At 63.9% G+C, this 18,029-nt stretch carries 14 protein-coding genes and 2 rRNA genes (1 of these 16 only partly in view); 8 read left to right on the top strand and 8 right to left on the bottom strand.

The genetic code is table 11. The features are described 5' to 3' along the window. Nucleotides 1–116: 116 nt before the first annotated feature. Complete coding sequence (locus tag HA630_RS11420; RefSeq protein ID WP_166834833.1) at nucleotides 117–1,088, bottom strand: pseudouridine synthase; 972 nt, start codon at nucleotides 1,086–1,088, stop codon at nucleotides 117–119. 68 nt (nucleotides 1,089–1,156) lie between these two features. Further along, complete coding sequence (locus HA630_RS11425; RefSeq protein WP_166834835.1) at nucleotides 1,157–1,876, bottom strand: Crp/Fnr family transcriptional regulator; 720 nt, start codon at nucleotides 1,874–1,876, stop codon at nucleotides 1,157–1,159. Nucleotides 1,877–2,062: 186 nt separating this feature from the next. Between HA630_RS11425 and HA630_RS11430 the strand changes: the two genes are divergently transcribed. The 8 genes from HA630_RS11430 to HA630_RS11465 all read left to right on the top strand — a co-directional run bounded on the left by HA630_RS11430 (nucleotide 2,063) and on the right by HA630_RS11465 (nucleotide 11,560). After that, complete coding sequence (locus HA630_RS11430) at nucleotides 2,063–4,009, top strand: long-chain fatty acid--CoA ligase (RefSeq protein WP_166834837.1); 1,947 nt, start codon at nucleotides 2,063–2,065, stop codon at nucleotides 4,007–4,009. A gap of 27 nt (nucleotides 4,010–4,036) precedes the next feature. Further along, complete coding sequence (locus HA630_RS11435) at nucleotides 4,037–4,822, top strand: ABC transporter ATP-binding protein (RefSeq protein WP_166834839.1); 786 nt, start codon at nucleotides 4,037–4,039, stop codon at nucleotides 4,820–4,822. A 13-nt stretch (nucleotides 4,823–4,835) separates the two neighbouring features. After that, on the top strand, nucleotides 4,836–5,765 hold the full coding sequence (locus HA630_RS11440; protein ID WP_166834841.1) for a branched-chain amino acid ABC transporter permease: 930 nt from the start codon (nucleotides 4,836–4,838) through the stop codon (nucleotides 5,763–5,765). Nucleotides 5,766–5,777: 12 nt separating this feature from the next. Beyond that, nucleotides 5,778–6,854: a branched-chain amino acid ABC transporter permease gene (locus tag HA630_RS11445; RefSeq protein ID WP_166834843.1), complete on the top strand. Its 1,077-nt coding sequence runs from the start codon at nucleotides 5,778–5,780 to the stop codon at nucleotides 6,852–6,854. A gap of 49 nt (nucleotides 6,855–6,903) precedes the next feature. Next, on the top strand, nucleotides 6,904–8,241 hold the full coding sequence (locus HA630_RS11450) for an ABC transporter substrate-binding protein (protein ID WP_166834845.1): 1,338 nt from the start codon (nucleotides 6,904–6,906) through the stop codon (nucleotides 8,239–8,241). 128 nt (nucleotides 8,242–8,369) lie between these two features. Further along, on the top strand, nucleotides 8,370–9,179 hold the full coding sequence (locus tag HA630_RS11455; protein WP_166834847.1) for an ABC transporter ATP-binding protein: 810 nt from the start codon (nucleotides 8,370–8,372) through the stop codon (nucleotides 9,177–9,179). Between the two features lie 40 nt (nucleotides 9,180–9,219). Next, a complete protein-coding gene (locus HA630_RS11460; RefSeq protein ID WP_166834849.1) occupies nucleotides 9,220–10,497 on the top strand; it encodes a phenylacetate--CoA ligase family protein in 1,278 nt (425 codons plus the stop codon). A 79-nt stretch (nucleotides 10,498–10,576) separates the two neighbouring features. Further along, nucleotides 10,577–11,560 carry a tripartite tricarboxylate transporter substrate-binding protein gene (locus HA630_RS11465; protein WP_166834851.1) on the top strand — a complete coding sequence of 328 codons (984 nt, stop codon included), beginning with the start codon at nucleotides 10,577–10,579 and terminating at the stop codon, nucleotides 11,558–11,560. Between the two features lie 72 nt (nucleotides 11,561–11,632). On the opposite strand, the gene HA630_RS11470 is transcribed toward HA630_RS11465, so the two are convergent. The 6 genes from HA630_RS11470 to HA630_RS11495 all read right to left on the bottom strand — a co-directional run. Continuing rightward, nucleotides 11,633–11,956 carry a DUF1840 domain-containing protein gene (locus HA630_RS11470; protein ID WP_166834853.1) on the bottom strand — a complete coding sequence of 108 codons (324 nt, stop codon included), beginning with the start codon at nucleotides 11,954–11,956 and terminating at the stop codon, nucleotides 11,633–11,635. Between the two features lie 175 nt (nucleotides 11,957–12,131). Beyond that, nucleotides 12,132–12,998, bottom strand: coding sequence for a MinD/ParA family protein (locus tag HA630_RS11475; protein WP_166834855.1), 867 nt, complete (start codon nucleotides 12,996–12,998; stop codon nucleotides 12,132–12,134). Nucleotides 12,999–13,013: 15 nt separating this feature from the next. Next, on the bottom strand, nucleotides 13,014–13,703 hold the full coding sequence (locus tag HA630_RS11480; RefSeq protein WP_371809243.1) for a GGDEF domain-containing protein: 690 nt from the start codon (nucleotides 13,701–13,703) through the stop codon (nucleotides 13,014–13,016). A gap of 134 nt (nucleotides 13,704–13,837) precedes the next feature. Further along, entirely contained in the window at nucleotides 13,838–14,902 is a 1,065-nt protein-coding gene (locus tag HA630_RS11485) for a homocysteine S-methyltransferase family protein (protein ID WP_166834862.1), read from the bottom strand. Nucleotides 14,903–14,978: 76 nt separating this feature from the next. After that, nucleotides 14,979–15,091 (bottom strand): 5S ribosomal RNA (rrf, locus tag HA630_RS11490). 144 nt (nucleotides 15,092–15,235) lie between these two features. Beyond that, nucleotides 15,236–18,029: ribosomal RNA gene (locus HA630_RS11495) — 23S ribosomal RNA — on the bottom strand (it continues 83 nt past the right edge of the window).

The following is an 18,029-nucleotide window of genomic DNA, read 5'->3' on the forward strand; positions in this document are numbered from 1 at the left end:
AGGTCAAGACAGAAGGAAAAAGCCGCGGTGCCGGCCCGCGGCGTGCGCGAACCGAGCGGACACAACGGGCACAGGTGGGGGCGGCGTCCGGTGCTTCAAGGGGGTGGGGCGCCGCGTCAGAACGCCTCGTGCGGCCCCAGGTAGCGCCACTGCCCCATGGGCAGGTTGCCCAACACCACCCGCCCGATGCGGACGCGCTTCAAGCCCACCACGTGCAGGCCCACCTGTTCGCACATGCGGCGGATCTGGCGCTTCTTGCCTTCGCGCAGCACAAAGCGCAGCTGCTCGGGGTTTTGCCAGTCCACCTGCGCGGGTTTGAGCGGCTGGCCGTCCAGGCTCAGGCCGTGGCGCAGGCGCTGCAGCGCCTCGGGCGGGCAGTGCGACTGCACGTCCTGCGCCACCACGCCGGCCCCCCTGGGGCCGTGGGGCGCCCAGTGCACACGCACCAGGTACTCTTTTTCGACGCCGGAGTCCTCGCCGATCAGCGCCTTGGCCACCCGGCCGTCCTGGGTCAGCACCAGCAGGCCGGTGGAGTCGATGTCCAGCCGCCCCGCCGGCGCCAGGCCGCGGGTGTGCCCCGCCTCGAAGCGGCGCGGGGCCCGGTCTTCGCGCCAGCGGGTGCCGGGCTGCACCAGCACCGCCGCGCTCTGGTGGCCGTCCTCGGGCAGGCCGCTGACGTAGCCCACCGGCTTGTGCAGCAGGATGGTGACACGCGCCCCCTGCTGCGCGGCGGCCTGCGGCGCCACCTCGATGCGGTCGGTCGCGGCGACGGTCTGGCCCATCTGCGCCACCTGCCCGTTGACCTTGACCCAGCCACGGGCGATCCAGTCGTCGGCCTCGCGGCGCGAACAATGGCCCAGCTCGGCCAGGCGCTTGTTCAGCCGCACCCCTTCGCCCGCGGCCGCGTTGCGGGCAGGCGCGGGCCGGGGCGCAGGAGCGGCGGCACGGGCCGGGCGCTCGCTGAGGGGCGGAGCCGGCGGGCGGCGCCCCACCGCGCCAGCGGCCGGCCGCACCGGGGCACGGGGCCGGCCCCGCTCGGGGGCCGGCGCGGCAGGGGTCCGGGGGGGCAGCGACAGGGTTTTGGTCATCTCGGGCAAACGGGTCGGGCAAAGACAAATTGTCGCACCGTGCCGCCGCGGGCGGACCGCCCCCGCCCTCAGCCCCGGGGCGGCAGGCCGGTGCGCTGCAACGCCCCCAGGTCGAGCACGCGCAGACCGCCGTACTCCACCGCGATCACCCCGGCCTGCTGCAGCGACGCCAGCGCCTCGTTCACCCGCTGCCGCGACAGGCCCACCAGGTAGGCCAGCTCCTGCTGGGTGATGCGCAGCACCTGCCCCACCCCCGGGAACAGGCCGGGGTGGAACAGGTTGGCCACGCTGCGCGCCACGCGCACGTCGGGGTCGGTGATGCGGTCGATCTCGCGCGCCGCGATGAACTGGCCCAGCCGTTCGTTGAGCTGGCGCATGACGAAGCGGTTGAAGCCGATGGAGTTGTCCAGCAGCCAGTGGAAGGTGTCTACCGGCAGGCCGGCGACCAGGCTTTTGCGCAGCGCCAGCACGTTGTAGCGGTAGATCTCGCGCTTGAGCGCAGTGCCCTCGCCGAACCAGCCGCCCGGGGCAATGCCGGTGAAGGTGATCAGCGGCCCGGTGCGGTCGTCGTTGCTCATTTTCAGCAAGCCATCGACCAGCCCGAACCAGTAGGTGACCGCGCGTCCGACGCGGCAGATGTGGTCGCCCGGCTCCACCTGCGACACCACCAGTGACGCCTGGGCGTGTGCCTGCTCGGCCGGGGTGAGCAGGCCCATCCAGGGAATTTCGGTCAACTCCTCGGGCGTCAGCGCCCGGGCGCGATCGCGCAAAGCCAACTTGCTGGTCATGCGGAAATGGTGGGGCAAAACCCGGGACTGGCCGGGCACCCTAGGGAAAGTCCTAGCTGGGGCGAACCCCAGATTGTCGTCGCAATGACAACATGACGTCAAAGTTCAGGCGTACAGTCCGTGCCAGTCGAAGGTGCGTGTCCAACGTGTGACAGGTCGTGCACCCCACCAGGCAGAGGAGATTTCATGCGTACCACGTTCCCCCGGCTGCTGTTGCAGCACGCCACCCAGCGGCCCCAGGCCCCCGCCCTGCGGGAGAAGGAATACGGCATCTGGCAAACCACCGATTGGCGCCACCTGGCCGAGCGGGTGCAGCACATCGCCGGTGGCCTGCACCAGCTGGGCCTGCGCCGTGGCGAACACCTGGTGGTCATCGGCGCCAACCGCCCCAACCTCTACGCCACCATGCTGGCCACCCAGGCGCTGGGGGCCATTCCGGTGCCGCTGTACCAGGACGCGGTCGCGCCCGAATGCGTCTTCCCCATCAACAACGCCGAGGTGCGCTTTGCGGTGGTGGAAGACCAGGAGCAGGTGGACAAGATGCTCGAAATCCGCGAGCAGTGCCCGCAGCTGGAACACATCCTGTTCGACGACCCGCGCGGCCTGCGCAACTACGACGAACCCGGCCTGGCCGGGCTGATGGAAGTGGTCGCCGCCGGGCGCGTGTTCACCGAAGAGCACCCGGACTTTTTCCAGGAACAGATCGACCTGGCCCAGCCCGACGACGTGGCCGCCATGTTCTTCACGTCCGGCACCACCGGCAACCCCAAGGGCGTGGTGCACACCCACTACTCGCTGCTGAACCGCGCCGCCGTGGGCGCCAAGTTCGACAAGCTGGGCCCCAACGACGAGGTGCTGGCCTACCTGCCGCCGGCCTGGATCGGCCAGAACATCTTCAGCTACGCCCAGTGGCTGGCCTGCGGTTACGTGGTCAACTGCCCCGAGTCGGGCAGCACCGTCACCATCGACCTCAAGGAAATCGGCCCGACCTACTACTTCGCCCCGCCGCGGGTGTTCGAGGGCCTGCTGACCAGCGTGATGATCCGCATGGAAGACGCCGGCGCCCTCAAGCGCAAGATGTTCCACGCCTTCATGGACGTGGCGCGCCGGGTCGGCCCGGACCTGATGGACGGCAAGCCGGTCGGGTTGTTCGACCGCCTGAAGTACGCCCTGGGCAACCTGTGTGTTTACGGCCCGCTGCGCAACACCCTGGGCTTTTCGCGGGTGCGGGTGGCCTACACCGCCGGCGAGGCCATCGGCCCCGACCTGTTCAGCTTCTACCGCTCCATCGGCATCAACCTCAAGCAGCTCTACGGCTCCACCGAAACCGCCGTGTTCGTCTGCCTGCAGCCCGACCACGAGGCCCGTGCCGACACCGTCGGCGTGCCGTGTGAGGGCGTGGAAATCAAACTGGCGGACAACGGCGAGATCCTGGTCAAGTCGCCCGGCCTGCTGAAAGAGTATTACAAGAACCCCAAGGCCACCGAAGAGGTGCTGACCGCCGACGGCTGGTACCACACCAGCGACGCCGGCTTCCTCGACGCCTCCGGCCACCTCAAGATCATCGACCGCGTGAAAGACGTGGGCCGCATCAAGGGCGGCGCCAACGACGGCGCCATGTTCGCGCCCAAGTACGTGGAGAACAAGCTCAAGTTCTTCTCGCACATCAAGGAGGTGGTGGCCTATGGCGACCAGCGCGACCAGGTCTGCGTCATGATCAACATCGACTTCGACGCCGTGGGCAACTGGGCCGAGCGCCGCAACCTGCCCTACGCCGGCTACACCGACCTGGCGCAGAAGCCCGAGGTGTACGAACTGATCCGGGAATGCGTGGAAAAGGTCAACGCCGACCTCAGCCGCGACGCGCTGCTGGCCGGCAGCCAGGTCAGCCGCTTCCTGGTGCTGCACAAGGAACTGGACGCCGACGACGGCGAACTGACCCGCACCAACAAGGTCCGCCGCGGCTTCATCGCCGACAAGTACAGCGTCCTCATCGACGCGCTCTACGGCGGCAAGACCGAGCAGTACATCGAAACCCAGGTCAAGTTCGAAGACGGCCGCACCGGCAAGGTCAGCGCCACCCTGAAGCTGAGCGACGCCAAGACCTTCGCCCCGGTCAAGCAAGCGGCCTGACCACCACGCACCCCGGAAACACAGACCATGGCACACAAGAAAGTGGGGGACGTCATCCTCGACGTCCAGAACATCAGCCTGCGCTTCGGCGGCGTCAAGGCCCTGACCGACATCTCCTTCAACGTGAAGGAGCACGAGATCCGCGCCATCATCGGCCCCAACGGCGCCGGCAAGAGCTCGATGCTCAACTGCATCAACGGCGTGTATGCCCCGCAGGAAGGCTCCATCACCTTCCGCGGCCAGACCTTCAAGCACATGAACAGCCGGCAGGTGGCGGAAATGGGCATCGCCCGCACCTTCCAGAACCTGGCGCTGTTCAAGGGCATGAGCGTGATCGACAACATCATGACAGGCCGCAACCTGCGCATCAAAAGCAACCTGTTCATGCAGGCGCTGCGCCTGGGCCCGGCCCAACGCGAGGAGGAACTGCACCGCGAGAAGGTCGAGCACATCATCGACTTCCTGGAAATCCAGGCCTTCCGCAAGACCCCGGTGGGCCAGTTGCCCTACGGCCTGCAAAAGCGGGTGGACCTGGGCCGCGCCCTGGCCATGGAGCCGCAGGTGCTGCTGCTCGACGAACCCATGGCCGGCATGAACGTCGAGGAAAAGCAGGACATGTGCCGCTTCATCCTCGACGTGAACGACGAGTTCGGCACCACCATCGTGCTGATCGAGCACGACATGGGGGTGGTGATGGACATCTCCGACCGCGTGGTGGTGCTGGACTACGGCAAGAAGATCGGCGACGGCCCACCGGACGAGGTGCGCCAGAACGAAGACGTGATCAGCGCCTACCTGGGCACCAGCCACTGAAAGAGAGTTCGAAATGGGATTTTTTCTGGAAACCCTGTTTGGCGGCCTGATGGCCGGCATGCTGTATTCCCTGGTGGCCCTGGGCTTCGTGCTCATCTTCAAGGCCTCGGGCGTGTTCAACTTCGCGCAGGGGGCCATGGTGCTGTTCGCGGCCCTGGCCATGGCGCGCTTTTCGGAGTGGGTGCCGCAGTGGCTGGGCTTTGAGAGCAAGCTGCTGGGCAACCTGGTGGCGTTTGCGCTGGCCGGGCTGCTGATGTTCGTGCTGGCCTGGTTCATCGAACGGCTGGTGCTGCGCCACCTGGTCAACCAGGAAGGCGTGACGCTGCTGATGGCCACCCTGGGCATCACCTACTTCCTCGACGGCCTGGGCCAGACCATCTTCGGCAGTGACATCTACCAGATCGACATCGGCATGCCTAAGGACCCGATCTTTCTGTTCGAGGGCTTGTTTGAAGGCGGCGTGCTGGTCAACCAGGAAGACGTGATCGCGGCCGTCGTGGCGGCCTGTCTGGTGGCGGCCCTGAGCATCTTCTTCCAGAAGACCACCACCGGCCGTGCGCTGCGCGCCGTGGCCGACGACCACCAGGCCGCCCAGTCCATCGGCATCCCGCTCAACCGCATCTGGGTCATCGTCTGGTGCGTGGCCGGCATCACCGCGCTGGTGGCCGGCATGATCTGGGGCTCCAAGCTCGGCGTGCAGTTCTCGCTGACCACCGTGGCCCTGCGTGCCCTGCCCGTCATCATCCTCGGCGGCCTGACCTCGGTGCCCGGCGCCATCATCGGCGGCCTGATCATCGGCGTCGGCGAAAAGCTGTCCGAGGTCTACCTCGGCCCGCTGGTCGGCGGCGGCATCGAAATCTGGTTCGCCTACATGCTGGCGCTGGTGTTCCTGCTGTTCCGCCCGCAAGGCCTGTTCGGCGAAAAAATCATCGACCGCGTGTAAGGAGTCCACCCCATGTTCTATCGTGAAAACGGTCAATTCAAGACCTCTTACCGAGCGGATCAGCAGATCTTCCCGATCGCCCAGGACAAATGGGCCATCCTGGCCATCGTCGCGTTTGCCGCCATCGGCATCCCCCTGCTGGTCGATGAATACCTGTTCCGCGCCATCCTGATCCCCTTCCTCATCCTGTCGATGGCGGCGCTGGGGGTGAACATCCTGGTGGGTTACTGCGGCCAGATCTCGCTGGGCTCCGGCGCCTTCATGGCGGTGGGCGCCTACATGGCCTACAACACCTACATCCGCATCGACGGCATGCCGCTGATCGTGGCGTTGCTCTCTGGCGGCTTCTTCGCCACCCTGGTGGGTCTGGTCTTCGGCATCCCCAGCCTGCGGGTCAAGGGCCTGTACTTGGCCGTGGCCACGCTGGCGGCGCAGTTCTTCTGCGACTGGGCCTTCCTGCGCATCGGCTGGTTCACCAACAACAACGCCTCGGGCTCGGTGTCGGTGTCCAACCTGAACGTGCTGGGCTGGACCATCAACACCCCGATGGAAAAGTACCTGTTTTGCCTGGCCTTCCTGGTGGTGTTCGGCGTGCTGGCCAAGAACCTGGTGCGCGGCGCCATCGGCCGCGAGTGGATGGCCATCCGCGACATGGACGTGGCGGCTTCGGTCATTGGCATCCGCCCCATGTACGCCAAGCTCAGCGCCTTCGCCGTCAGTTCCTTCATCATCGGCGTGGCCGGTGGCCTGTGGGGCTTCATCCACCTGGGCTCCTGGGAGCCGGCCGCCTTCTCCATCGACCGCTCCTTCCAGCTGTTGTTCATGGTCATCATCGGTGGCATGGGCTCCATCATGGGCAGCTTCTTCGGCGCGGCCTTCATCGTGGTGCTGCCCATCTTCCTGAACCAGATACTGCCCTGGCTCGGTTCGCTGGTCGGCCTGTCGGTGTCCACCGCCGCCGTCTCGCACACCGAATTCATGATCTTCGGCGCCCTGATCGTGTGGTTCCTGATCGTCGAACCGCACGGTCTGGCCAAGCTCTGGAGCATTGGCAAGCAAAAGCTGCGCCTCTGGCCTTTCCCGCACTGAGTCCCGTTTTCCCGCCCCCGCTTCAACCACACAGTCACAGGAGACAACCATGAAGCTTCGTTCCCTCGCCCTCGCCGCCGCCGTGGCCACCAGCGCCTTCTCGGGCGCCCTGGTCAGCACCAGCGCGCACGCCCAAGCCAAAGAGCAGTTCTTCCCGGTGCTGGTCTACCGCACCGGCGCCTACGCCCCCAACGGGGTGCCCTGGGCCAACGGCTTTGTCGACTACCTCAAGCTCACCAACGCCCGGGGCGGCATCAACGGTGTGAAAATTTCCTACGAGGAATGCGAAACCGGCTACGCCACCGACCGCGGCGTGGAATGCTACGAACGCCTCAAGGGCAAAAACGGTGGCGCGTCCATGTTCCAGCCGCTGTCCACCGGCATCACCTTCGCGCTGACCGAAAAGGCCCCGGTCGACAAGATCCCCCTGATCACCGCCGGCTATGGCCGCAGCGAGTCGCAGGACGGCGGCGTGTTCAAGTGGAACTTCCCGCTGGCCGGCACCTACTGGGTGGCCGCCGACGTGATCGTGCAGGACATCGCCAAGAAACTGGGTGGCCCGGCCAACCTCAAGGGCAAGAAGATCGCGCTGGTCTACCACGACAGCCCGTTCGGCAAAGAAGCCATCCCGATGATGCAGGAGCGTGCCGCCATGCACGGCTTCCAGCTGAGCCTGCTGCCTGTGACCCACCCCGGCGTGGAACAGAAAGCCACCTGGCTGCAGATCCGCCGCGACCGCCCCGACTACGTGGTCAACTGGGGCTGGGGCGTGATGAACTCCACGCTGCTCAAGGAGGCCCAAGCCACGGGCTACCCGCGCGAGAAGATCTACGGCGTGTGGTGGGCCGGCGCCGAACCCGACGTCAAGGACGTGGGCATGGGTGCCAAGGGCTACAACGCGGTGACCATGCAGCACGGCGCCGAGCCCAACTCGGCCGTGGTCAAGGAAATCGCTGACAAGGTGCATGCCAAAGGCCAGGGCACCGGTCCGAAAGAGGAACTGGGCCAGGTGCTCTACATGCGCGGCCTGATGAGCGCCATGTTCGCCGTGGAAGGCGTGCGCGCCGCCCAGGAAAAGTTCGGCAAGGGCAAGGTCATGACCGGCGAACAGGTGCGCTGGGGCCTGGAAAACCTGAACCTGACGCAGGCCAAGCTCGACAGCCTGGGCTTCAAGGGCGTGATGCGCCCGCTGTCCACCAGCTGCCAGGACCACATGGGCGCCAACTGGGCCCGCGTGCACACCTGGGACGGCAGCAAGTGGAACTTCAGCAGCGATTGGTACCAGGCCGATGAGCAGATCCTCAAGCCCATGGTGAAGGCTGCCGCCGACCGCTACGCCGCCGAGAAAAAGCTGACCCGCCGCACCCCGGCGGACTGCCAGTCCTGACCGCGTTGCGTCCCGCCACTCTGGTGGCGGGACGGGCTGGCCCCCTTGGGGCCAGCCCCCACACCCCAGCGCCTTGGCGCAAGGCGCTGCGGTTTGGTCCCCCCGTGCATCACCCAGAGGATTCACCCATGAGCACTCCCCCCACCGTCCTCAACGTCAACGGCATCGAGGTCATCTACAACCACGTCATCTTGGTGCTCAAGGGCGTGTCCCTGCAAGTCCAGCAAGGCCAGATCGCGGCCATTCTGGGCGGCAACGGCGCCGGCAAAACCACCACGCTGCGCGCCATCTCCAACCTGCTCAAGGCCGAGCGGGGCGAGGTCACCAAGGGCAGCATCGAACTGCGCGGCGAGCGCATCGAAAACCTGTCGCCGGCCGACCTGGTCAAGCGCGGCGTGGTGCAAGTGATGGAAGGCCGCCACTGCTTCGCCCACCTCACCATCGAAGAAAACCTGCTGACCGGCGCCTACACCCGCGACAGCCAGACCGAAATCGCGGCCAACCTGGAAAAGGTCTACAACTACTTCCCCCGGCTCAAAACCCGCCGCACCTCGCAGGCCGCCTACACCTCGGGCGGCGAACAGCAGATGTGCGCCATCGGCCGCGCCCTCATGACCAACCCCAGCGTGGTGCTGCTCGACGAACCCTCCATGGGCTTGGCGCCGCAGATCGTCGAGGAGGTCTTCGAGATCGTCAAGGACCTGAACCAGAAGGAAAAGGTCACCTTCCTGATCGCCGAGCAGAACACCAACATGGCGCTGAAGTACGCCGACTACGGCTACATCATGGAGAGCGGCCGGATCATGATGGACGGTGCCGCCGAAGACCTGCGCAACAACGAGGACGTCAAAGAGTTCTACCTCGGCATGGGTGGTGGCGAGCGCAAGAGCTTCAAGGACGTCAAGAGCTACAAGCGCCGCAAACGCTGGCTGGCCTGACGCGGTCTCGCCCCTTCACACGCTTTTTGCAAGATCCGCCATGTCTGCCCATTTCGACGCCCTGGAAACCCGCCCCGCCGCCGAGCGGGAAGCCGCCCTGATGGCGGCCCTGCCCGGCCATGTGGCCCACGCCCAGCGCCACAGCGCCGCCTACGCCAGCCTGCTGGCGGGCGTGGACGCCGCCGGCGTGAACAGCCGCGCCGCCCTGGCCACGCTGCCGGTGCTGCGCAAACACGAACTGCTGGAACGCCAGCAAGCCGCCCGCGCCGCCGGCGGCGACCCCTTCGGAGGCTTCGCCACCATCGGCTGGCGCCGGCTGCTGAGCCAGCGCGGGGCGCGCCGGGTGTTCCAGTCGCCCGGCCCCATTTACGAACCCGAAGGCGCCGCGGCCGACTACTGGCGTTCCGGGCGCGCCATGGCAGCCGCCGGCTTTGCCGCCGGCGACCTGGTGCACAACTGCTTCAGCTACCACCTCACCCCCGGCGCCTGGATCATGGAAGCCGGCGCCCACGCCGTGGGCTGCACCGTGGTGCCGGGCGGCGTCGGCAACACCGAACAGCAACTGGCCGCCGTGCAGGACCTGCAACCCGAGGCCTACGCCGGTACGCCCAGCTTTTTGCGCATCCTGCTGGAGAAGGCCGAACAGACCGGTATCCGCCTCTCGCTGCACAAGGCCCTGGTGTCGGGCGAGGCCTGCCCGCCGAGCCTGCGAGACTGGTTCGCCGAACGCGGCGTGGCCGCCTACCAGTGCTACGCCACCGCCGACGCCGGCCTCATCGCCTACGAAACCCCGGCCCGTGAAGGCCTGGTGCTCGACGAGCACGTGATCCTGGAAATTGTGCGCCCCGGCACCGGCGACCCCGTGGCCGAGGGCGAAGTGGGCGAGGTCGTGGTCAGCGTGCTCAACCCCGACTACCCCCTGATCCGCTTCGGCACCGGCGACCTCTCGGCCGTCCTGCCCGGCCCCTGCCCCAGCGGCCGCAGCAACACCCGCATCCGAGGCTGGCTCGGTCGGGCCGACCAGACCACCAAGGTCAAAGGCATGTTCGTCCATCCCTCGCAGGTCGCCGACATCGTGCGCCGCCACCCCGAAGCGCTGAAGGCGCGGCTGGTGGTGTCGGGGCAGATGGCCGACGACCGCATGGCCCTGCACGTGGAAGTCGAGCAGCCACAAAGCAGCGCGGCCGCGGCCCTGACGCAGGCGCTGGCGCACAGCGTGCGCGACGTCACCAAACTGCGCGGCGAGGTGGTGCTGGTGCCCCCCGGCAGCCTGGCCAACGACGGCAAGGTGATCGAGGACGCCCGCAGCTACGACTGACCCCCGATCTACGTAATTTCCGGGGTGGACACGGCCCGCACACGTTCTAACATGGGGCTCCTACCATCAGGAGACACGCATGCAGAAACTGACGACCTTTGTGCTGGCCGCCACCGCCGCTTTCGCGGTGTCCGCCCAAGACTTCCCCAGCAAGCCCATCACCGTGGTGGTGCCCTTTGCCGCCGGCGGCCCGACCGACACCGTCGCCCGGCAGTTGGCCGAATCCATGCGCAAGCACCTGGGCAATGCCACCATCGTCATCGACAACGCCGCTGGCGCCGGTGGCACCATTGGCGCGACCAAGGTGGCCCGCGCCGCCCCCGACGGCCACACCGTGCTGGTCTGGCACATCGGCATGGCCGCCACCGCCGGGCTGTACCGCAAACTGCAGTACAAGCCGCTGGAAGATTTCGAGTACCTGGGCATGATCAACGACGTGCCCATGACGCTGCTGGGCAGCCCCAAGCTGCCGGCCAACACCTACCGCGATTTCGAGAACTACATCCGCGCCAACGGCGGCAAGCTCAACCTGGCGCACGCCGGTCTGGGTTCGGCCTCGCACATCTGCGGCCTGATGTGGCAATACGCGGTCAAACTGGACAAATCCATGGCCACCATCGCCTACCGCGGCACCGCCCCGGCCATGAACGACCTGATCGCCGGCACCGTGGACGTGATGTGCGACCAGACCACCAACACCACCAGCCAGATCGAAGCCGGCCGCGTGAAGGCCTTTGCCGTCACCACCGCCAAGCCGTTGAGCGACCACAAACTGCTGAAGGACTACCCCAGCCTGCAAGAGATGGGGCTGAAGAACTTCAACCTCACCATTTGGCACGGCATGTACGCCCCCAAAGGCACGCCGGCCGCCATCACCCAGAAGCTCAACGATGCACTCCAGGCGGCCCTGAAGGACCCCGAATTCATCAAGAAACAGCAGGCGTTGGGCGCCATCGTGGTCAAGGACAACCGTGCCACCCCGGCCGGTCACAAAGCCTTTGTGGCCAACCAGATCGCGCAGCTCAAGACCGTCATCGACGCGGCCGGCCAGTACGCCGACTGACATCACGGGGCCCGTGCCCCGACTCGAATCGCCACCGGGTGCCCGCCAACCGGTGGCTTTTTTGTCCCCGAATCAGACGCCCCAAACCACGTCACATTGCTCTCGCATGGCGTGCTGCAGCATGTCAATGAACGGCGCCACCCGGGTGCGCAGGGTCACGCGGTCGGGCTCTGGGGGCACCTCGCCTTTGGCCAGGGCCTCCTGCCTCAGGCGCTGCAGTTCGCACTCGTCCTCGAACACCGCATCGCGCAGGGCCTGGACGGCCGCCGGCATCTGGTCCACCCGCACAATGCCTGGGCCACCGGGGTCTTTGCCCAGTATTTCCAGCAGCTGCTTGCCGTTGGCTTCCAGCATGACCACATCGCCCGTGGCCTTGGTTTTGAATCGGTAGAGCATGGCACACTCCTCTGGAGGTCTCTGTGGACGCTTCCATTGTGTCACCGGGTCCGCCATGACGAACACAGGGTTTCAACCGAGGGTCAGCCCTGACCCGGTCCCGCAGTGCTGTCTTTGCGGGCGCACGAGGACAGACGCCGTGAGGTCCCGCCAAACCCCGGAATGACAGGCAGCGTCAGGGCCGGTCTTGTGGCTGGATCACCGTGTCCAGCAAACGGCCCGCCACCTGGGCCACCGCCAGCGCCGCCGGCGCGCCCGGCGTGTGCACCAGCAGCAATTGCCGCCGCATCACGGCGTCTTTGACCGACTGGTCCACCGGAATGTCGCCCACATGCACCAAGCGAATGCCGGTGTTGCGGGTCGTCCCCCCCGCAGCAGGCACCTGCCCCACAAAACGGTTGAGCACCGCTTGCAACTGCGTGGTGATGGCCCGACCGTCGCCAGGGCGCTGCGCCTGGTTGACGATGATGCGTACCAACTGCCGCTGCTGCTGCGTGGCCAGCACCTTGATGGTCGCGTAGGCATCGGTCAGGGACGTGGGTTCGGGCGTGGCCACCAACAGGATTTCCGACGCCAGCGACAGGGCAAACAACACCACGTCCGAAATGCCCGCGCCCGTGTCCAGCAAGACCACGTCAAAGCGCGGCACCACGTCGCCCATCAGGCGCAGAAAATCGTCGCGGACCTCGGGGGTCAGGCGCGAATACTCCACCATGCCGGAACCCGCCAGCAGCACCGAAAAGCCACCGGGAGCCTTGACGATCGCGTCTTCCAGCGTGGCTTTGCCGGTGAACACGTCGTGCAGGGTCAACTTGGGGTACAGATTGAGCACCACATCCAGGTTGGCCAACCCCAGATCCGCGTCCAGCACGAGCACCTTGAGGCCGCGCCGGGTCAGGGCCGCCGCCAGGTTGGCCGACACAAAGGTCTTGCCCACCCCGCCCTTGCCGCTGGTGATCGCGATCACCTTGCCCTTGCCAGGGCGCAGCACCGCACCGGTTGCAGCGGCGGTCACGGGCGTTTCGGGGGGGGTGATGTTCATAAAGCTGGACCGCGTTCAGTTCGCGTCGGCGGGGTTGATCATAAGCGCGTCGGACTGCGCCCACGCATACAGCAGGTCCTTTTCTTCGGCACTCACGTCGCTGACCACAGACGGTTCGATGCAGACCCGGTTGCGCCCTGCCTGCTTGGCCAAATAAAGTTGACGGTCGGCCCGCTCCAGCCACGCCTCCAGTGACGACCGGACCCACGGCGGCGCGTAGGCCCCACCACAGCTGACCGTCACGCCCAATGTCAGCGCCTGGTGCCGCACCTCGGTCTCGGCCACGGCGGCACGAATGCGCTCAGCCACCACAGGGCCGAAAGCCGCGGGGCAACTCGGCAACACCACCGCGAACTCCTCGCCGCCCACACGCGCCACGGTGTCCATGGGCCGTACACAGGCCTGCAAGGTGCGGGCCACCGCCCGGATCACCATGTCTCCCGCCAAGTGCCCGTGGGTGTCGTTGATGCGCTTGAAATGGTCAATGTCCACCGCCAGCAGCAAGGCGGATTCACCGACCCGGGCCACCCGGTCGATTTCCTGCGACAGCACCGACATGAAGGCACGCCTGTTGACCACCCCGGTCAAGGGATCGCGCGAGGACAGTTCACACAGACCATCGAGCAGCTGCTGGAGATAGGCCGCGTCTGACAAACCTTGGCGGGAAGGCAAAGGGTGACCGGACGTTTGCAACAACGCCTCCACGTGCTCCAGGTGCAGATCCTCAAGCTTCACACTGTCCCGCCGTCGCGGCCATAGACGCCGCCAGCGGGCGCGTTGCAACCAGTATATGACGAATCTGCCACCGCATCGACGCGGCCCGAACCGGTCACAGGCCCTCAATCGCGATAGGCAGCAAACACAGGACGGGGTGCATGTCCCTGCACCGTTTGGGTGATCGAGGCGATGTGGTCGGGCGTGGTGCCGCAACAGCCCCCCAGCAGGTTGACCAGGCCTTCGGCAGCAAAACCGTGCAACAAGCGAGACGTGTCGGCCGGCGTTTCGTCAAACCCCGTGTCGCTCATGGGATTGGGCAAACCCGCGTTCGGATAGCAGCTGATGAAAGTGCCTTCGGCAATCTTTGCCAACTCTTGCAGATAGGGCTTCATCAGCGCGGCCCCCAGTGCGCAGTTCAAACCGACGGCCAAAGGCCGTGCGTGCCTGACACTCGCCCAGAAAGCACTGACGGTCTGCCCACTCAAGATGCGCCCTGACGCATCGGTCACGGTGCCGCTGATGATGACCGGCAAACGCTCGCCACTGCTCTCAAAACACTGCTCAATCGCGAACAAGGCCGCCTTGGCATTGAGCGTGTCGAAAATCGTCTCTACCAGCAACACATCCACCCCGGCGGCCAGCAGCGCCGACACCTGCTCCCCGTAGGCCGCACACAACGCATCAAAGGTGATGTTCCTCGCGCCGGGGTCGTTCACATCCGGGCTGATACTGGCCGTCTTGGGCGTGGGCCCCACCGCCCCCGCCACGTAGCGAGGGTGCGTGGGTGTGCTGAAGCGATCACAAGCGGCACGGGCCAAACGGGCCGAAGCCAGGTTCATTTCATGCGCATAGGCGCCCATGCCATAGTCATCTTGGGCGACGGTGGTGGCACCGAAGGTGTTGGTCTCGATCAAATCGGCCCCGGCGGCCAAGTAACTCTCATGAATACCCTGAATGATGTCGGGGCGCGTCAAGCTCAACAATTCGTTGTTGCCTTTGACATCGCTGGGCCACTCCACAAACCGATCATCCTGTAGCCAGCCAGGCGGCAGGCCTTGACCGCGATATTGAGCCTCAGCGAGCCGAAACCGCTGAATCATCGTGCCCATTGCGCCATCGAGGATGGCGATACGTTGGGACAGCATCTGCGGCAACGCTTGCGCACGGGTGTAGGGCGGAAAGGTCATGGTCATTGATTCTGACATCAAAGCAAAAAACCCCGAACCCGTGTCAAACGGATTCGGGGTTATTGCTCAAATAACAGCCTGACGATGACCTACTTTCACACAGGGATCTGCACTATCATCGGCGCGAAGTCGTTTCACTGTCCTGTTCGGGATGGGAAGGAGTGGGACCAACTTGCTATGGTCGTCAGGCATAACGGGTTGCTGAGCTGACCGGTGGGTCAGCGCAGCGAATTCACAGAGTCGAATCGGGTTTTGATTGCGTATCCAGCTTCTCGAGTGTCATACGACAGACGTGGATTGTTGCCTTGAACACGCTGCGGTGTTCAAAGTTATAGGGTCAAGCCGCACGGGCAATTAGTACTGGTTAGCTTAATGCATTGCTGCACTTCCACACCCAGCCTATCAACGTTGTGGTCTTCAACGACCCTTCAGGGGGCTCAAGGCCCCGGCAGATCTCATCTTGGAACGAGTTTCCCGCTTAGATGCTTTCAGCGGTTATCTCTTCCGCACATAGCTACCCGGCAATGCCACTGGCGTGACAACCGGTACACCAGAGGTGCGTCCACTCCGGTCCTCTCGTACTAGGAGCAGGCTTCCTCAAATCTGCAGCGCCCACGGAAGATAGGGACCAAACTGTCTCACGACGTTTTAAACCCAGCTCACGTACCTCTTTAAATGGCGAACAGCCATACCCTTGGGACCGGCTACAGCCCCAGGATGAGATGAGCCGACATCGAGGTGCCAAACACCGCCGTCGATATGAACTCTTGGGCGGTATCAGCCTGTTATCCCCAGAGTACCTTTTATCCGTTGAGCGATGGCCCTTCCATACAGAACCACCGGATCACTATGTCCTGCTTTCGCATCTGCTCGACTTGTCAGTCTCGCAGTTAAGCACGCTTATGCCATTGCACTATCGTCACGATGTCCGACCGTAACTAGCGTACCTTCGAACTCCTCCGTTACGCTTTGGGAGGAGACCGCCCCAGTCAAACTGCCTACCATGCACTGTCCCCAGTCCCGATTCAGGGACCTAGGTTAGAACCTCAAACGCACCAGGGTGGTATTTCAACGTCGGCTCCAGGCGAACTAGCATCCGCCCTTCAAAGCCTCCCACCTATCCTACACAGATCCGTTCAAAGTCCAATACAAAGCTACAGTAAAGGTTCATGGGGTCTTTCCGTCTTTCCGCGGGGAGATTGCATCATCACAAACATTTCAACTTCGCTGAGTCTCGGGAGGAGACAGTGTGGCCATCGTTACGCCATTCGTGCAGGTCGGAACTTACCCGACAAGGAATTTCGCTACCTTAGGACCGTTATAGTTACGGCCGCCGTTTACCGGGACTTCGATCAAGAGCTTGCACCCCATCAATTAATCTTCCGGCACCGGGCAGGCGTCACACCCTATACGTCCACTTTCGTGTTTGCAGAGTGCTGTGTTTTTAGTAAACAGTCGCAGCCACCTATTTTTTGCAACCCATTCACGCTTCGTTGTTCACTACACGCTACTAGGGCACACCTTCTTCCGAAGTTACGGTGTCAATTTGCCGAGTTCCTTCTCCCGAGTTCTCTCAAGCGCCTGAGAATACTCATCTCGCGCACCAGTGTCGGTTTGCGGTACGGTCGACTACAAGCTGAAGCTTAGTGGCTTTTCCTGGGACCCCGTTCGGTTACTTCGCGAGCAAGCTCGCTCGATCAACAGCCTCGGCATACGTGCACCGGATTTGCCTAATGCACACCTACTTCTGTCTAAACCGGCACTTCCAACCGCCGGATAACCTATTAAGATCCGTCCCCACATCGCACTTGTAATCGGTGCAGGAATATTGACCTGCTTCCCATCAGCTACGCATCTCTGCCTCGCCTTAGGGGCCGACTTACCCTACGCCGATGAACGTTGCGTAGGAAACCTTGCGCTTACGGCGAGCGGGCTTTTCACCCGCTTTAACGCTACTCATGTCAGCATTCGCACTTCTGATACCTCCAGCATCCGTCACCAGACACCTTCACAGGCTTACAGAACGCTCTCCTACCACGCACATTGCTGTGCATCCGCAGCTTCGGTAACTGGCTTGAGCCCCGTTACATCTTCCGCGCAGGACGACTCGATCAGTGAGCTATTACGCTTTCTTTAAATGATGGCTGCTTCTAAGCCAACATCCTGACTGTTTTAGCCTTCCCACTTCGTTTCCCACTTAGCCAATTTTAGGGACCTTAGCTGGCGGTCTGGGTTGTTTCCCTCTTGAGTCCGGACGTTAGCACCCGGTGCTCTGTCTCCCAAGCTGTACTCAACGGTATTCGGAGTTTGCCTAGGTTTGGTAAGTCGCCATGACCCCCTAGCCTAAACAGTGCTCTACCCCCGTCGGTAATACTTGAGGCACTACCTAAATAGTTTTCGGAGAGAACCAGCTATTTCCAAGTTTGTTTAGCCTTTCACCCCTATCCACAGCTCATCCCCTGGTTTTGCAACACCAGTGGGTTCGGACCTCCAGTACCTGTTACGGCACCTTCATCCTGGCCATGGATAGATCACTTGGTTTCGGGTCTACACCCAGCGACTGATTCGCCCTGTTCGGACTCGGTTTCCCTGCGCCTCCCCTATTCGGTTAAGCTTGCCACTGAATGTAAGTCGCTGACCCATTATACAAAAGGTACGCCGTCACCCCTTGCGAGGCTCCGACTTTTTGTAAGCATGCGGTTTCAGGATCTATTTCACTCCCCTCCCGGGGTTCTTTTCGCCTTTCCCTCACGGTACTTGTTCACTATCGGTCGATGATGAGTATTTAGCCTTGGAGGATGGTCCCCCCATATTCAGACAGGATTACACGTGTCCCGCCCTACTTTTCGCTAGCTCAGTACCACACAGGTCTTTTCACATACGGGACTATCACCCACTGTGGTCGGCCTTTCCATGCCGTTCTGTTAAGTCTTGTGCTATCACTAGCAGGCTCTTCCGATTTCGCTCGCCACTACTTTCGGAATCTCGGTTGATGTCTTTTCCTCGAGCTACTTAGATGTTTCAGTTCACTCGGTTCGCCTCGCACACCTATGTATTCAGTGTGCGATACCCTCGCGGGTGGGTTTCCCCATTCAGAAATCTCCGGATCAAAGGTCATTTGCCACCT

It is taken from the genome of Aquabacterium sp. A08, from assembly GCF_011742065.1.